This is a genomic window from Streptomyces orinoci (genome assembly GCF_003121295.1).
GTDB lineage: Bacteria > Actinomycetota > Actinomycetes > Streptomycetales > Streptomycetaceae > Streptomyces > Streptomyces orinoci.
This window is the reverse complement of record NZ_PHNC01000012.1, coordinates 186,293-202,843: the sequence shown is the minus strand read 5'-3', so window position 1 is coordinate 202,843 and position 16,551 is coordinate 186,293. Positions and strand designations below refer to the sequence as shown.

The following is a 16,551-nucleotide window of genomic DNA, read 5'->3' as shown; positions in this document are numbered from 1 at the left end:
ATCGTCCGCATCCGCCGCTGCACCATGCCCCGCGTCATCCCGGCGGCACGCACCCCGCCTTCGGCCACCGACCCAACCGTCCTGGCAGCCGTGCACGTCCGCTGCACTCCGGACATGGAACCCCCATATCCGACCCGCCTCGCCCAGGCAGTGAACACTCGCCGCTCTTCCGACGCCCGACGACTTCCGTGCATCCTGTGACGGCACAGTGCACGCTCCAGGCGGTGTGCGACCGTCGCGTCGAGGGCAAAGTGCGGGCCTTGTGCGTTCTCGCCTTCGCGGGAACCGGCGTACGTCTGAACAGCTTGCACACCGTCGAGCCGGACGACAACGTCAACGTGCTCGTGCAGTTGACGCTCACCTCGGACGGCCCCGCCACCTCCGCCCTGGAACGACTGGTCGCCCAGCTTGCACGCGAACCCAGAGTGCGTGATCTCCGCTGGCACCTGCACACCGGAAGCACCCCTGTGGCCGCTCCTCCGGCCGGCCACCCCGAACCGTAAATGGTTCACACAGGAGACGCTGCCCCGGCGCCCCCAGCCCGAGCGAGCTGTACACCGCCTGGTGTCAGCCTGGGTGCTCGCCTTCCACGGCAATGACGCCCCGTGGATCGGACAGCACCTCGTCCTCCCGCCCGAAGTGGCCTCTCTCCTGGCTGACAAGGCCCACGAGCAAGGAGGAGCGGTACCACCTGCCCATGCGCCGACGGCAACCGGGCGGATCGTGCAGCTGCGGAGGGCGCACGGACTGCCTCACGCGCCGGGAAACAGCCGGTAGTGGCCGGCCGCCGCCCGGTGGCGGAGCTGTCCGTCGGGGCGGGGCCAGGTGTAGTGGTGCTGGTCGATGACGTAGTGGTGACCGTGGCGCCAGCCGCCTGCGGTGTGGCGTGCGTCGACGAGGTGAGGGTGGCCGACCGGGAGGTCGGTGTGAACGTGGTCGAGCCGCCCGGGGTCGTGGGCCGGCCACAGCACAACCGCCCCGAGTATGGCGGCCAGTGAGATGGCGCCGAGCACCATGGCAGTGACGGGCAGCCCGGCGCCTACGGCGAGCCATCCGGCAAGGGGATAGGTCAGCAGCCAGCAGCTGTGGGAGAGGGAGAACTGGGCGGCGAAGGCGGCAGGTAGGTCCGCGTCGCCAGCGGAGCGGCGGATGACCCGTCCGCCCGGGGTCAGGACGGCGGAGGAGGCAGCACCGATCAGAGCCCAGATCACGAGCAGTGCTGCCCAGGACCAGGCGCCCGGGTCAGTGGCGGTCACTGCGGCGGCAGCGACCAGCACCGCGGGCAGTGCGAACGCGGCGAAGAGCATGACCACACGGTCGCTGACTTTGGTGAGTACGCGGGGAAGGGCGAGGGCGGTGAGCATGGAGCCGGCCCCAAAGGCACCCAGCGCCAGTGACACCGCACCGGCGGGCTGGTGGAAATGGTCGCGGACGATGACGACGGTATTGACGTAGACGATTGCTCCGGCCGCGGCGACAGCGAGGTCGAGCGCAAGCAGGGCCCGCAACCGCGGTGTGGCCCAGAACAGGCGCGAGCCGAAGGCTGCCTTGGCGTAGACGCTGCCCATCCGCTCTACGGGCGTGGGCTTGGGCAGGACGACAGAGACGACCAGTGCAGCGGAGGCAAGGAAGCCGACCACGGTGCCTGCGAACAGCCAGTTGTAGGAGACCAGGGTCAGCAGGCCGACCGCGAGCGCCGGGCTGAAAAGGCTCTCCAGGTCGTAGGCGAGGCGGGACATCGACAACGCCTGCGTGTAGTCGCGCTCCTCCGGCAGCACCTCGGGGATGGTCGCCTGGAAGGTCGGCGTGAAAGCGGCGGAGGCCGCCTGCAGGAGGAAGACCGTCACGTAGATCTGCCAGACCTGGGTGACGAACGGCAGGGCGAGCGCGACGCCGGCCCGGGTCAGGTCCATCACGACCATCAGCACCCGCCGCGGTATTCGCCCGGCCAGCGCACCCACGACCGGCGCGATGGCGACGTAGGCAACCATCTTGATCGCCAGCGCGGTGCCCAGCACCGCCGACGCATGATCCCCGGCGACGTCGTACGCAAGCAGCGACAGCGCCACCGTCGCAAGACCCGTCCCGGTCAAGGCGGCGACCTGGGCGGTGAACAGGTGGCGGTAGGTGCGGTTGCGCAGCACAGACAGCATGGGCCCCGTCCCCGTCAGCACGGAATGACGCACCCATCATAAACATCATGTGCGTACGTATTCACATATTGATTCCGGACCGGTCCCGGATGCTCACACCGAACGGGAGGGACTGGGAGTCAGTCGTGAGGCGGCAGCGACCCAATCTGGTGATCGGCGACGTTCAGGGCCTCGCCGACCAGGCGTCGCAGATGCCCGTGACGCAGGGAGTAGACCACGCGACGGCCGTCCTTGCGGGCAACGACCAGACCGGCCAGGCGAAGCTTCGCCAGGTGCTGACTCACGGAAGTCCGCGCCGCACCCGTGGCCTCGGTCAGGGTCGTGACGTCGGCCTCACCCCGGCCGAGCCGCTCCATCAGCGCAAGGCGCGTGCGATCGGCAAGCAGAGCCAGCACCGACGCGGCGACATCCAGCCGCTCGCCGCCACCCCGCTGCTGCGAAGAGTGTGCATCTGCCATCTCCGCGCTTACACCCATCCCGACATCGTAGGGCTGGAGTGCGCACCTGTGCACGTTTATGGGAGGCGCACACCCTCGAGCCCTGCCTGGCCGGCGTACCCCCACATCGCCCAGCCAGAGGGATCCACCCACTGCACGAACACAGAACGCCTCGCCGGCCAGAAGACCAAGAGTGGTCGCAGGAACCGCTGCCCCAGGATCGACAACTGGGTGTAGCAGTTCAATGCGCAACCTTTGGAAGCGATCACCATGCGCTCCGCCACCTCTCGGGGGCGCATCTACCGGCGCTGCGGCTGCCAAGGACCACCTGCACCAACAGCTCGGATCACGCTACCCACGACTCCTCACCGATCCCGATCACGGGACCTGGACGTTCGCCGTCGATCTCCCCTTCCCCACCCGTCGACGCACCATCCGCCGCGGCGGCTTCTCCACCCGGGAGGAGGCCGCTCAGGCGCTGCGGCGGATGGCCAACAGCGCCGGCGGTTTCCTCGCCGACCCGAACCAGACGGTCGCCGGCTACCTGACCGCTTGGCTCCAGGCCAAGGCCATGACTCTGAAGCCGACGACAGTGGTGCGCTACCACGCATACGTCGTCGACGACCTCATCCCGCGCTCGGGAAGATCAAGCTCGACGACCTCGGCTACGGCCACATCGCCGCCTTCGTACGCGCCCAGTTCGCGCGCGGCCGGGGTCCGGTCACCGTCCACCGCATCCTCGCCACGCTCTCCAGCGCGCTGGGCGAGGCCGTCCGGCACCACCGGCTCGACCACAATCCCGCACGGCCCACGATCATCCCCCGCCCGGCCGCCGCCGAGCGTCATGTCTGGACACTCGAGGAGACTGCCGCCTTCCTGCGGTACTGCCACACGGCCGATCCGCTCATGGCCGACCTCGTCGAGGTCTTCATCGGAACCGGCCTCCGAAAGGGCGAAGCTCTCGCTCTGCGCTGGGACGACGTCCGCCCCGACGAACGTGTCCTCTATATGCGCGTATATACGCGCCAGGCTGTCCGCGATCGACAACAGCCGCCTTGTGATCACCACGCCCAAGACCCGTACCAGCAGCAACTGGGTCGCGATCTCCAGCCGCGTCGCCGCTGTCTTGCGTTGCCGCAGAAGCGATCGGCGCCCGTCGGCCATCGAGAGGCTCGAGGGTGATTTCGCCTTCCACCGCCGTGATGGTCAACCGCTGCACCCGCAGTACGTCCTCAACCGCTTCCATCTGCTGTGCCGCGAAACCAGTGTCTCCCGCACGACGATTCACGATCTCCGGCACCTGTCGGCCACGATCTCGATCAACGCCGACGTCCCGCTCACCGTGGTGTCGAAGACGCTGCGCCACTCGACGCTGTAGACGACCGCGAACATCTACAGCCACCTGACCGCCCAGGCCGCCCGCGAAGCCGTTGACGTTATCGACAAAACCCTCACCCAGGCCGACCGATCGCCCACTCCCCCGCGGCCGATCCCGGCACCGCGACCGCCCTACGACCACCCTGCGACCACAAGCCAACACAACATCAGAAAGGCCGCCCCCGCATCCTGCGAGAACGGCCTCCGACCTGCGAAAACGCTGGTCGGGACGGCGGGATTTGAACCCACGACCCCTTGACCCCCAGTTAAGCTGACGGCCAATCAGAACTGGACAAAACCCCCGAAAGAGGGCTTCTTAATGTGGGGTAAAAGGGGCGCCGTTCAATGGCGTGCGTGGTGTGTGGTCCCAAACTGGTCCCAATCTGAGTCCAGTTCAGCGCACGTCATCAACTTGACTTTCCCGGCGGGCGGCGCCTGAGGAGGGCTGTCTGAACGGCGTCACCACGAACGGCAGCCACTCGGAAGTCTCGCCGACTGAGCCGAGAAGCATTCACTCCCGCTGTTGCCGCAGTTCATTCTGCTCTTCACTGACCGAGGCGCATCGGGCCTGTTATCAGCGCGTCTTCGGCGGGCCGGCCACATGATGCATCCGACGCGCCTTTGCTGCCGATTGCCCGGTGGTGCTGGACTTCAACGGCACCCAGGTGGAGGTGTGCCACTGGAAGCTCGACGAACTCTCGATCGGCTGGGACACGGTCGACACCGCAGCAACTATCACCGGGTGGGAGGAGGTCGAGTTCACGCCGCAGTGGTCTCACCGCGATGAACGCCTCGAACTGTTCGTCGGTCAGGAACTCTGTGAGGTCACGCTCCTCGAGTGGCGGCCGACAGACCATAGTGAAGGCGCCGTGGGCTCCCGCCCGGGTGGGGGGCAGTTGTCAGTGAGCAGCTGACAGGGCGCAACTTGTCGCGGCTGGAGGACAGGCCGGACTTCTTACTGGCTTGCGGATAACCTGAGGTGCGGGGCCTTCGGGCCCTGAATGCGCTGAGGGGCAGGAGCCGTTCGACGGCTCCTGCCCCTCTTTTTCATCGGAATGCAGCAGAGCTACAGCCCCAGCTGCCTACGCGTATCGTCGTCCACTTCGACGGCGTAGAACTGCACCATTTTCGCGGCGTCCGACCTCGTCCGCTCCCCCATGAATGGAAGCGCTGTCTCCAGGAGACCCTTCGCATCGAGAAGCGGCTCCAGACACTGGAAGTGCGCAGCCGATCGGATCCCCTCCTCCGGGCTCTCCATCAGCTTCTCGACGAAGGCGAAACAGCGCGCGACGAGATCACGGTCCGGATCCTCCGCACGCAGCTGCGGCATCAGCAGAGGGTAGGACAGCACGTTCCCGAGGAGGTTGAAGTAGCCGAGCGCGAAATCTTCGTCACGGACCGCCTCGTGGAGGGGCATGTCGGCCTCTTCCTCGATCAGACCCGCCACCTCGGGCACGAAGTCGGCCAGGAGCGCCGGGATCTGAGTGTAGGAAGTGACGATCACTGAGTTGCTTCTTCCTTCTAGCACGGACATCCTGAGTCGTGGGGCGTGTTGACTCTCTTCGCCAGCCCGAACGGATCGACCAAGTTCTTGATCAGATCCTTCGTCGCCTGCTGGAAACCGTGCCGCTGCACGTCCCGCGCATAGCCGCCCACTTGAGCCACGCCGCCCACGACGCCAAAGGCGCGTGCGAACCCCCGCATCTTCGTGGGCTCCCCCACCGGCTCCGGGCGGCCATTGTACTTATTGCGCTCGAAGCTCTGGCCGGTGACATCCTGCATACCAGCAGATTTGACCACCTTGTCCCGGTTCCCCCTCATTTCCTTCTCCAGCTGGGGCTTACCCTTGAAGTCCTTCGCCACATTCCCCGTGACATCCCTGGAATTCAACGCCTCCCATAGCTCCTGCGCCTCTCGCTTCGCTGTCGCCAGATCCTCGTCCGAGAGCCGGACCGCGTTTTTGCCCTTCGCTCCTTCACGGGCCGCACGGTCCCCGTCGATCAACTCGGAAAGGCCGGAAAGGACGGCCCACCCCTTCTGTACGTGCCATTGATCCTTCTCCATCCCATCAGACACGAGCCGGTGGCCGTTCCGGAGCTCGTACTTGATGGCGGAGCCGACCTTGCCGTTCCCGTAGACATTTTTGGCCTGGTCCCGCGCATAGATGTTGCCCAGGTAGTTGTTCAGCTTCTGATTGGACGCGTGAGGCCGGACGGCCCGGGGAGCGTAGGCCTCCTGGAAGATCTCGAGGGCCTGGTTGACGAGCTCGAACATTGCCCATAGGCCCCACCACTTCCCGTCCGGGTCGCTGTACAGCAGCGGGTTGTTGTTGCCGTAGCTGTACCCGTGCAGCTGCTGCGGATCGCTGACGTCCATCAGCGGGTCGACGCTGATGAACCGGGCGGTCGCCGGATCGTATTCGCGGGCCCCGAGGTGGGTGAGCCCTGTGGAGTTGTCCTTCGTGCCGCCGATGAATCCACGGTCGCCGGGCCATGCCGTGGCGGCCGCGCCGCGCTGGGCGCCGAAGATGGTCAGCTTGCGGCGGTTCACCATCTGGGTGGCGGCGTCGACGGCGGTGGTGCCGGTGTTGTGGTGGTCCGAGAAGACGTAGCTGAGCTTGCCCGCCGTCCGTACGGCGGTGGTCTCGCCACTGTGGGTGTAGTACCGCGTTCCGACCTTCGTGGTGCCGTCGGGCTTCAGCAGGAGCTCATTGCCGCCGGGCAGGTAGAGGGTGCTGCCCTCGGCGTCCTTGCGGATGAGCCGGGCACCGCCCGCGTCGTAGACGTAGCTGGTGGTCCGTCCGCCCTCCGTGACCTTGGTGAGATGGCCTTCGGTATCCCAGTCGAGGACCTGCTCCTTCCCGTCGGTCCGGCGCAGGACAGTGTTGCCCACGGCGTCATAGACGAAGTCGTCCGAGCGCTCCGGCGCGGCCTGTTCCCCTCGTGACGTGGTTACAGATGTCAAGGCCCGGCGCTGCCTCGCGTCCTTGGCCGGGTAGGCATAGGCCCGCTGCACGTCCTTCGAGGTGTCCCCGCCGGCGTCGTGCAGTGTCTCGGTCTGCCGGCTGCCCACCGCGTCATAGGTGTAGGAGTGCCAGTAGGCATCGGGGCCGCCGACCTTCGGACGGCTGCCGCCTTCCGGCTTGGCCGCGCAGGCGTCGGTGGCGGTCCACGCGTGGGTGATCCGCCGCAGGGAGTCGGTGACGAAGCACTGCGTGTCGGTGACCGCGGCCTCTCCCTGGCCGGTGACGGTGGTCAGGCGGGTCATGTTGCCCGCCGCGTCGTAGGTGTACCGGACGTCGTCCAGGCGCCCCGGACCCGACGGGCCGGACTCCTGCTCCGTCGTGGTGTGCGTCAGGTCACCGGTGTGCTCGTCGTACTCCTTGGTCTCCCACAGCCGCTTGCCCTGGGTGCCGAGCTCCCTGCGGAGCGGACGGCTGAAGGCGTCGTACTTCGTGTCGGCGACCAGCGTGGCCCCGCTCACCGTCGTGCGCAGGGGCAGGTCGTACGGCTTGGAGTCGTCGTAGTTGGTGGTGACACGCTCGGCGGCGAGACCCCCGATGGCAGGCTGGCGCACCCACTCGGGGAGTCCGTTGTTGGCGTTGTAGCCGCGGGTCCACTCGTAGGTGCCCGCGAGGCCCCCTTCGCTGTCGGGGATGGTGACCTTGTCGGCGGTGGGGTTGTACCAGTCGTCGAAGGCGGTCGTCTCGAAGGTGTACTTCTTGCCGCCGATGATCCGGCTGGCCGACGTCAACTGGCCCTTGGCGACGGTGTCGTAGACCCACTCGCTCAGGACCGTGCCGTTCTGCTTGAGCTGTGTCTTGCGGCCCAGGACGTCGTACACCGTGGTGAGCGTGGCGTTCTTCGCGTCCGTCAGCGCCACGGGGCGGTCCAGAGCGTCGTACGCGGTGGTGCTCAGGCCCTTGTCGGGGTCGTCGGCCTGCACTTCCCGGCCTCGGGCGTCGTAACGGTAGGTCCACGTACTGCCCTCGGGGTCGGTGACCTTCTCCCGCTGCCCCTTGGCGTTGTACGAGTAGCGCGTGGACTGCGAGGCCGTGCGCTCGTCGTTCGTGTACTGGATCAGTTCCGTCTGGCGGCCCAGGGCGTCGGTGACGGTCGTGGTGGCCGTGCCGCCCTTGGGCGGGATCACCGTGGTGCGGTCGCCCTCGTGGATCGTCCGGGTGCGCTTCGTCTCGTCCCCGTACTTCCGGGAGATCGTGTCGGTGACGCGTCCCGCCCCGTCGTAGAGGTTCTCCGTGACGTTGGGCACCTTGGAGTCGTCACTGGTGACCAGGGTGCCGGAGGGGTCGCCGTCGGCATAGTAGGAGCCGTACGTCTTCCACGTGAGACCGCGTGTGTCGTAGATCGTCTCCGCGATGACCCTGCCGGTGCCCGTCGCGGACGCCGTCTGGGTCTGGCGGGAGCGCAGGAGACCGTCGTAGAGGGCGTAGTCGGTCCGGTAGGAGCCGTTGTGCTCCAGCGTCTTCGAGGTGACGACGGTGGGGCCGTCGCGGCGGATCTGGTAGTCGTATTCGAACGTGGGGCTCTTGGGGAAGGCCGACTTGGGGTGGCCGGGCTTCCACACCTTCGTCAGACGGGCGAGGCCGTCGTACTCGGCTTCGACTCTCTTGCCGTTGGCGTCGGTCTGGGCCGTGACCACGCTGTGGCCGAGAGCGAATTCCGTGCTGGACGTGTGTCCCAGCGCGTTGGTGACGGTGATTTTGGTGGGAGACGCGCCGGTTGCCGGCGTGTACGCGGTGGTGGACTTGTTGTTGAGTGCGTCGGTCACCGTCAGGGCCCGGCCGTACTGGTCGTAGGTGACGGTGCCGGTCGTGACGAACCCTGTTCCCTTGGCGTCCTGCTCATCCGTCCGGGTCACGAGTCCCCGGCCCGAATCCGGCAGTTCGCCCAGTGTGCTGGAGCCGTCGTAGTAGGAGCGCTTCTCCGATATTAGGTCGCCGGGGAGGCTCGCCTCCTTGCCGCAGGGCACCGACAGGACGCGCTGCGTGGCGACGGCGTTGAGGATGGGGTTCTTGCCGTTGCGCGCGTATGTCGTCGTCGCGCACGTCTCGTCGCCCGTCTTCGCCGTGTCGCCGAAGTCGGTCTCCGTCAGGGGCATGCCGTAGTCGTCGAAGGTCCGCTCGGTCCTCGTGCGCCGCCAGCCGTCGCCGACGGCCGTCCGGCTGCTCTCGGCCTGGACCCCGGACACCTGAGCGGTGAGGTCAGGAAGGCCCTCGCGGGCATGGGTGGCGGTCGGCCCCTTGCGCCAGGGCTCGTACACCTTGGCGGACAGCAGCTTGCCGCCGTCGCCGTCGTACGTGGCCGACTCGCGGACCATTCCGGCGAATGCCGGGTGGTCGTCGGCCTTGTTGCCCTCGCTGTCGGCGACCTGGGCGCCGTTCAGGCCCCGGAAATAGCGGGACTCGGTGAGCGTGCGCCGGTCCGTGCCGGCACCGGCTCGGGTCTGCACCCGGCCGTAGCCCCGGAACTCGCTATAGGCACGGTGCTCGGGCTTCGTCAGCTCGTCCTGGCTCTTCTCCCAGGCCGGACCGTCAAGGTAGGTGTACTCGACCTGCTTGTCAGGGGCGCCGCCGGTGTTGTCCGACTCACGGACCTGCGTGACCACGTAGGTGTGGAACCAGTCCTTGACCGGCTTGTAGTCGGCAGCCGGGGAGTCCTGGGGCACCCAGTAGACGGGGTGGCAACGGCGCGCGTTGTGCGCCTCGTCCGGCAGGTCGCCGGCCTTGCACTCCGGTTCCGAGTAGGTGACGCCGATGGTGCCGCCGGTCTCCGTCTGCACGGCGGAGACCCGGTACCGCACGAGCGGGGGCACCGCGTCGACGGCCTTCTCCACGCGGTTGGGCAGCTGGATTCCCTTGAAGGTGACGTCCGGCAGCGTCGTTTCCTTGCCGCCGACGTGGCCGGTGTGGGAGATCGCCGACAACCACAGGGCCGGGCTGCTGCCGTCGCCGCTGCTCGGGAACTGGTGCTTGAGCTCCCAGGTGTCGGCCGTCTTGTAGGCACCGTCAATCAGCGACTCCGTGGTGATCTTCGCGAGACGCTTACGGGTCCAGAAGCTCGGCGAGTACTGTTCCTTGCACTCGTCGCCGGACTTGCAGTACCGGTCAAAGGGCACATCGGGCCAGTACTTGGCGTTGTCCTTGGTGAACTTGTCCTCGGCACAGGCGAACTTCGAGTCCGGCAGACAGCGTTCCGCCTCGGTGAAGGTCACCCGCGCGGCCGCGGCGTTGGTGCCGTAGATGTTGTCCGAGCGCAGGCCGTAGTCGATGCGGTTCAGGTATCCGCCGCGGACGTACTCGGTGACCGTTCCCTTGCCCGTGGTCGAGCTGGCGTTGCGCGCGTAGCGGTTGGTCTCGGCCGTGTAGTAGTACGCCATGGCGTCCGAACCGGGAGTCACGACGTAGTCGAGGTTCCACCGCCAGGCCTGGTTGCAGGACGAGTCCCCGAAGGCGTCCTTGTGGCACGGCTCGCCCTTGTGGTTGCCGTGCACGGGAACGGTCCAGGTGGAGTGGGTCTCGGCCTTGCCGGAGGACCAGCCGGGAAGACGGTTGTAGCCGAAGTAGTACTGGGTCCCGTCCGGAGTGGTCAGATGCCAGTACTCACCGTCGTTGTCGCCGTTGCCCCGGTCGGCCGAGTTCAGGCGCTCGATCTTGGTGCCGTTGTCCTGCCTCAGCTTCCACTCGCCGCTCTTGTCGTCCTTGACAAGCTCGGTCGTGGAGCCGTTGAGGGACAGCACGGCGTTGTCAGTGCCCCAACAGAGGTCACCGTTCTTGGCCTTGTTGTTGCCATCCTTCATGTCGTCGATGCACGGCTTGTAGCGCCGTTCCACGAAGCTGTCGGCCATGCTCCAGCCGTCGCCCACCCAGTTGGCCTGGTTGTTGGTGGCCGCGGTGCGGCCATCGACGGCCTGGGACGAGTAGGAGAGTGCGAGCTCCGGCCCGTGTCCGCCCGGGACCTCGGGCAGGACGATCGGGTAGCTCCACCCGAAGCCACCACCGGAACTGCCCGACTGCCAACTGCCGGAAGGAGAGAGCGAAGTAGCCTTCCAGTCTCCTGCGGCCCCGGAGGCACCGGAGGCATCGGCGGTCGCCGCCAGCAGTACGGGGGCGAAGGCCGCGGACCTGGCGGTGCGCCGCAGCGGAACGGTCGCCTTCAGCGCGCCCTTCGCGGAGTCGTTACTCGCCGAAGGAAGGGGCCTACCGCGGTGGCATGCGGCGTCCTTGGGATCCGTCAGCGCGCAGTCGGGCAGCTGCACGAGGGTGAGCCGGGACGCCCAGTCACCGCCGTAGGCGTTCCGGAAGGCCGAGTAGTCCACCTTGACGTCGACGGCGCTGTCGGCCGAGGCCTTGCCCTGGCCCGTCACCTTGAGCAGCACGCCGTCGACACCGGCGCGCTCCGCGGCCTTGCGGTCCAGCGTCTCGACGCGCACCTTGCCCGGGCCCGCCTTGTCGGCGGTGCGGGAGGACGCGATCTCCACGGGCAGGGAACCGGCCCGTGCCTTCTTCGGACCCGACGCCCCTGCGGCCGACGGGAGCGCGACAGTGGCGCCACCGGCCTTCGGCCATGCCGCGGACGGGGCCTCGTGCCACGCGTTCCGCGCCGCCTGATCCGGGGTCCGGTCCGGTCTGGCCTTCACCTCCGAGACGGGAACGGGTTTGATCCGCTGGGCCCCGGGAGTCGTTCCCCGGGTCAGAAACGAATCGTAGGAGAGCAGCCCGGCAATGGTCACCGTAGCCGTCAGCGCAGCGGTTATTCGACTTGTCGAGTATCTCAAGGGAGCGCCTTCCGGGCGCCCCCTCGACGAGAACCTCATAAAGGCAGGCATTTACCAAAACCCCAAGTTGATTACGTAAAGGTGACGCAAAACGTATCACGCTGCGTGACCGGCATCCCCCGAACAGTGGAGCGCCCTGCCTGCAGGTTGGGCGATTTAACCGATATCACCCCCGATATTTCAGGACATAATGCGCAGATAAACGAAGCCCTTGGCCAGACCGTGATCACCTGTGACATCATGTGTTTTGCCAGTCCCTTGGGCCTGCCTTTACGGTGCCCTCGCAATTCATGGAGACAAACCGGAGGGCATTTCCCATGCCAACAAGGCTGGGCGCACACAGAAGAGGCATTCCATGCGCTCTTCTCGCCTGTTCGCTTCTTTTCATCGTCAATGGCATTTCCCTGCCCGGGGCCGCCGCCGCGCCGGTTCCCGATGTCGGCAGCACACCGGCGCCTTCCGCCGCGGCGGTGGCGAAGGCGGACGGAGCCGCGCTCAAGGAGGCGGAGAGCAGCGGGAAGCCGGTCGAGGTCGTACCCCGGCGGACCGAGACGTCGTCCGTCTTCGCCAATCCCTCGGGCACCTTCACCGAGGAGCGCTACGCCCTCCCCCAGCGGGTGAAGAAGAACCGCGCGCTGGTGGACATCGACACCGCGCTGGCCCCGGCCGAGGACGGCCGCATCAGCCCGGCCGCGACCCCGGTGAGGATGTCCTTCTCCCCGGGCGGCGACGGCCCGCTGGCCACCATCGAGCGCGACGGCCGGCGCGTGTCGCTGTCCTGGCCGAAGGCACTGCCGAAGGCGCAGGTCTCCGGCAACACGGTCACCTATCCCGAGGTGCTCCCGGACGTGGACCTGAAGGTGCGGGCGAGCGCGACCGGCTTCGGGCAGCTCCTGGTGGTCAAGTCGCCCCGGGCGGCCGCAGACCCGGCGCTCAAGGCCATCCAGTACGGCATGTCCGCCGACGGGGTGAAGGTCTCCGTCGACCAGTACGGCAACCTCACGGGCGTCAACCCGGCCGGGCAGGTGGTCTTCTCGGGGCCGACCCCGAGGATGTGGGACAGCTCCGGACCGGCCCAGAACGCCGATGCCGCGCAGCGGGCCTCCCGCAGCGCTCCCCTGGCGCGCACCGCCGCGGCCCCGGCCCCGGCCGATGACGAGTTCCAGCCGGGACAGGGTGCCAGGACCTCGGAGATGAAGGTGGCGGTGACACCGTCCAACCTCAAGATCACTCCGGACGCGGGGCTGCTGACGGGCAAGGACACCACTTACCCGGTGTTCATCGACCCGTACGTCGACGGCGCCCGCCAGGCCTGGGCCCTCGTCTACAAGAAGTACGCCAACAGCGCCTTCTACAACGGCGCCGGGTGGATCGACCGCGACGGCACGAAGGGCACGTCCACCGCCCGCATCGGCTACGAGAACGAGACCGACGGGCTGGGCCGCTCCTTCTTCCAGCTCAACACCAAGAACCTCTGGGACACCGACAAGCGGATCATCAAGTCCACGTTCCGGATCAAAAACACCTGGTCCTGGTCCTGCGAGGAGCGGGAGACCCAGCTGTGGGACACGGGCAGCATCAGTTCCCGCACCACCTGGAACAACCAGCCCAACTGGACCCGCAAGGTGGCTACCACCAGTGACACCAAGGGCTGGGCGGGCAGCACCAGTTGTCCCGCGGGCAACCTCGCCTTCGACGTGACGTCGGGGACCAAGGAAGCCGCCGCCTCGCACTGGACCAACTGGACGCTCGGCCTGCGCGCCGCCACGGAGACATCCGTCTACAGCTGGAAGAAGTTCGACGCCAAGTCCGCGGTGCTGTCGACCGAATACACCACCCCGCCCAACACCCCGACCGACTACGGCACGAGCCCCGCCACGGAATGCCGTGCCAAGCAGCCCTCCGTCATCGGAAACAGCGACGTCCAGCTGTACGCCAAGGTCTCCGACCCGGACGGGGGAACCGTCAAGGCGCGGTTCAACATGTGGATCAAGGACGGCGATCCAGCGATCTTCAGCCAGACCATCTCCGTCACCAGCGGCAACGTCGCCCGGGTCACCGTGCCCAAGTCCGTCCTCAAGGACGGCGCCGTCCACCAGTGGCAAGTGCGTGCCGACGACGGCACCGCCGTCTCCCCCTGGGCACCCGGTGAGCCTTGCCGCTTCACCATCGACACCTCGCGCCCCAGCGCCCTGCCCGTCGTCACCTCCAAGGAGTACCCCGACGGAGGTGACGGCTGGCCGGCCGCCACGGGAACGGCCCGCACCCCCGGCTCCTTCACCATCTCTTCCGGGGGAGTCCGCGACGTGACGAAGTACGAGTACTGGAACGACTGGGACAGCACCCGACGTACGGCCGCCGCCGCCTCACCGGGAGGGTCCGTCTCCGTCAAGGTGACCCCCATGTCCGTCGGCGTGCACAAGCTCTACACCCGCAGCCTCGACAAGGCCGGCAACCCCTCGGACATCCAGATCTACTTCTTCTACGCCAACAGCCCCAAGATCGCCGACAAACCCGGGGACCTCAACGGCGACGGCAACGCCGACATGTACGGCATCCGCACCAACGGCGATCTGCGCCTGTACGCCGGAAACGGCACGGGAGGGGTCGGCCCGGCGGCGGTGGTCAGCAACGAGAACTTCACCGGCGCCCTGATCACCCACCGCGGCGACTGGACCGGTGACGGCTACGAGGACCTCATCTCCGCACGGCCCCAGAGCGACGGCACCAAGAAGCTGTTCGTCCACCCCAACAACGGCCTCGGCTACGCCTGTACCAAGACCGTCGAGGTCGTCGACGGACAGCCGCAGGGCTGCCCGATGGGGAGCCAGGAGCTTCGCGTGTACGACCCGGCCAACAACCACTGGGACAAGGCTCAGCAGATTGTGGCCATCGGTGACATTGACGGCCCCACCGACCTCGACAACGACGGCACACCCGACATCCCCTCCTTCCCCGACCTGCTGGTCAAGGAGGGCGATCACCTCTGGCTCTACTACGGCTCCAGCAGCTGGTACCTCGACGAGACGGACCCGGTCCTCATCGGTGACGGCGGCTGGACCGACTTCGACGTGATCGCCCCCGGGGACGTCACCGGTGACGGCCGCGTCGACCTGGTGTCCCGTCGGCGCAGCTCGGGTGAGATCTATGTGTACCCGGGAAGCGGGCCGGCCGGTGAGGGCCTGGGCGACGGGAGCACGCGCCTCCAGTTCGGCCGGAGCTGGACCGCGGCTAACCGCCCCCTGATCGCCTCCGGAGGCGACGCCGACAACGACGGTGTCCCGGACCTCTGGGCCACCACCACCGACAACACCGCCGGGCTCCTCTTTTACCCGAAGATCACCATTCGCGATCACGGCGATCCGTTCCCTGTCGGCACGGGCGGCTGGGGCGATTTCACGGCCCTCAGCTGAGCACAGACGCGCCGGGGCGGGGCACTTCTTCCGGGCGCCCCGCCCCGGCGCGTCCGGCCCCTCTGCCTTGCGCGCGAAACCGCTTGGCCAGCTGCTGAACAGCGAGCGCGGCATCCTTGGGCACGGTCACGTTGCACGGAGACCGCCGGGCGGTGCCGGCCACCCTGGTGATCCGGCGGTCGATCGAGTTGGGCGCGGCCTCCTTCACCTGGTCCAGCCACGTCACGAACGCCACCATCGTGCCCTTGGTGATGGCGGTAAGCGGCAGCTCGGTGCCGGTGCGCTCGGCGAGCCAGCCGTGGAACTCCGTCCACAGCGCTCAGTCGCGGGCGTAGGAGATCTTCGTCCTGCGCGGACGCACGGCCTCGATGTGCTCGTCGGTACCGTGCTCGAGCACGGCGAGCACCGCAGCCGCCGCCGGGTCGTAAGCCTCCGCCGCCCCGCCGACGGGCTGGGCAGGGGCAAGCTCAGCGTCAACGACCACCTCGGTGCTGCTTAATGCCCGTGGTCATCACCCCCTCCGTCCCTGGTACAAGCCCGCACGGCGGGCCTGCGCCATCCCGGCCACCCGCCGACGGCGCTCCTCGGACGGGATGCCGACGAGGCCACAATGTAGGCAGTGGATGAATGGCGCGAACCTCACTGAGCGCCCTCCGTCGGCTCGTCGTCGGCGAGCTCGGTAAGGGCCAGGCCGGCGGCGTGCTGCTCGGCGCTGAGGCCGAGCAGCTACTCGCCCCGTTCCTCGGATGCGGTGTGTACAGCGTGTGCTGGCCCGCCGCCCTGGCGCGCGGCAGCTCGCGAGCCCCGTCGGGTGTGAGGCCGAGGACGCGCTGGCATCGTTCCAGGTGGACTGAGCTGAAGGGCGTCGTGGAGGTACACGCTGCGGCCATACTCCGTCCTCGCGGTGGATGGCCCAACGCAGCGCGAGGACGGCGAGGGCGTCGGCCCCCGCCACCGCGCTGGCGTCCGTCAAAGAACAACAACAGACAAAGCACTCCCGGACGGACTCCAACACCCGGACGCCAACTGATCACGTTCTGCGAGCAGGTCTCACCATCCCCCCGCGGCACTGCCAATATCCGACATCGCCCACCCCAGGCCGCAGCAGGGACTTCAGCACCCGGGACGCAGTCGAACGCGCTTGCGCCCCGCCAAGGGATCACAGCAGATCAGAGCCGCGCTGACGTCGATGTGGTCGCATGCGATCGCGGGACCGCCACGCCCGGATCGACACTGGTGTAGCAGTTCAATGCGCAACCTTTGGAAGCGATCACCATGCCCTCCCCTACCTCTCGGGGGCGCGTCTACCGGCGCTGCGGCTGCCGGGACCACCTGCATAAACAGCTCGGATCACGCTGTCCACTGCTCCTGGCCGAC

11 protein-coding genes are annotated in these 16,551 nt (G+C 67.6%); 4 read left to right on the top strand and 7 right to left on the bottom strand.

Annotated elements, in window-relative coordinates:
• Positions 1–197: 197 nt before the first annotated feature.
• Positions 198–503, top strand: coding sequence for a hypothetical protein (locus CV755_RS10500; protein WP_161968657.1), 306 nt, complete (start codon positions 198–200; stop codon positions 501–503).
• Between the two features lie 249 nt (positions 504–752).
• Here the strand turns inward: CV755_RS10500 and CV755_RS10495 are convergent, their stop codons facing one another.
• The 3 genes from CV755_RS10495 to CV755_RS34615 all read right to left on the bottom strand — a co-directional run bounded on the left by CV755_RS10495 (position 753) and on the right by CV755_RS34615 (position 3,637).
• Entirely contained in the window at positions 753–2,153 is a 1,401-nt protein-coding gene (locus CV755_RS10495) for an MFS transporter (RefSeq protein WP_109279902.1), read from the bottom strand.
• Positions 2,154–2,272: 119 nt separating this feature from the next.
• Positions 2,273–2,629 carry an ArsR/SmtB family transcription factor gene (locus CV755_RS10490; protein WP_109279901.1) on the bottom strand — a complete coding sequence of 119 codons (357 nt, stop codon included), beginning with the start codon at positions 2,627–2,629 and terminating at the stop codon, positions 2,273–2,275.
• Between the two features lie 561 nt (positions 2,630–3,190).
• A complete protein-coding gene (locus CV755_RS34615) occupies positions 3,191–3,637 on the bottom strand; it encodes a hypothetical protein (RefSeq protein ID WP_161968656.1) in 447 nt (148 codons plus the stop codon).
• Positions 3,638–3,647: 10 nt separating this feature from the next.
• Between CV755_RS34615 and CV755_RS34610 the strand changes: the two genes are divergently transcribed.
• Both CV755_RS34610 and CV755_RS10480 read left to right on the top strand, forming a co-directional pair.
• Positions 3,648–3,968, top strand: a complete 321-nt coding sequence (locus tag CV755_RS34610) for a tyrosine-type recombinase/integrase (protein WP_161968655.1) — start codon at positions 3,648–3,650, stop codon at positions 3,966–3,968.
• A gap of 637 nt (positions 3,969–4,605) precedes the next feature.
• Positions 4,606–4,881: a hypothetical protein gene (locus CV755_RS10480; protein WP_241561101.1), complete on the top strand. Its 276-nt coding sequence runs from the start codon at positions 4,606–4,608 to the stop codon at positions 4,879–4,881.
• A gap of 152 nt (positions 4,882–5,033) precedes the next feature.
• On the opposite strand, the gene CV755_RS10475 is transcribed toward CV755_RS10480, so the two are convergent.
• Positions 5,034–5,471, bottom strand: a complete 438-nt coding sequence (locus tag CV755_RS10475) for a hypothetical protein (RefSeq protein ID WP_109279899.1) — start codon at positions 5,469–5,471, stop codon at positions 5,034–5,036.
• Positions 5,472–5,488: 17 nt separating this feature from the next.
• Positions 5,489–11,464: an RHS repeat domain-containing protein gene (locus CV755_RS10470; protein ID WP_153068638.1), complete on the bottom strand. Its 5,976-nt coding sequence runs from the start codon at positions 11,462–11,464 to the stop codon at positions 5,489–5,491.
• 767 nt (positions 11,465–12,231) lie between these two features.
• Here CV755_RS10470 and CV755_RS10465 point away from each other — a divergent pair.
• Positions 12,232–15,174 (top strand): FG-GAP-like repeat-containing protein, encoded by a 2,943-nt coding sequence (locus tag CV755_RS10465; protein ID WP_161968654.1) that lies wholly within the window; start codon positions 12,232–12,234, stop codon positions 15,172–15,174.
• Here the strand turns inward: CV755_RS10465 and CV755_RS34180 are convergent.
• Together CV755_RS34180 and CV755_RS34605 are read right to left on the bottom strand one after the other, a co-directional pair.
• Entirely contained in the window at positions 15,167–15,412 is a 246-nt protein-coding gene (locus CV755_RS34180; RefSeq protein ID WP_153068637.1) for a hypothetical protein, read from the bottom strand. The two genes, CV755_RS10465 and CV755_RS34180, sit on opposite strands and share 8 nt — an antisense overlap.
• 81 nt (positions 15,413–15,493) lie before the next feature.
• Entirely contained in the window at positions 15,494–15,658 is a 165-nt protein-coding gene (locus tag CV755_RS34605; protein WP_161968653.1) for a hypothetical protein, read from the bottom strand.
• Between the last annotated feature and the right edge of the window lie 893 nt (positions 15,659–16,551).

Bases quoted from the DNA above. Each gene is read 5' to 3' on its own strand.
- CV755_RS10495 (WP_109279902.1), bottom strand. From the start codon at position 2,153: ATGCTGTCTGTGCTGCGCAACCGCACCTACCGCCACCTGTTCACCGCC.
- CV755_RS10490 (WP_109279901.1), bottom strand. From the start codon at position 2,629: ATGGGTGTAAGCGCGGAGATGGCAGATGCACACTCTTCGCAGCAGCGG.
- CV755_RS34180 (WP_153068637.1), bottom strand. From the start codon at position 15,412: ATGGTGGCGTTCGTGACGTGGCTGGACCAGGTGAAGGAGGCCGCGCCC.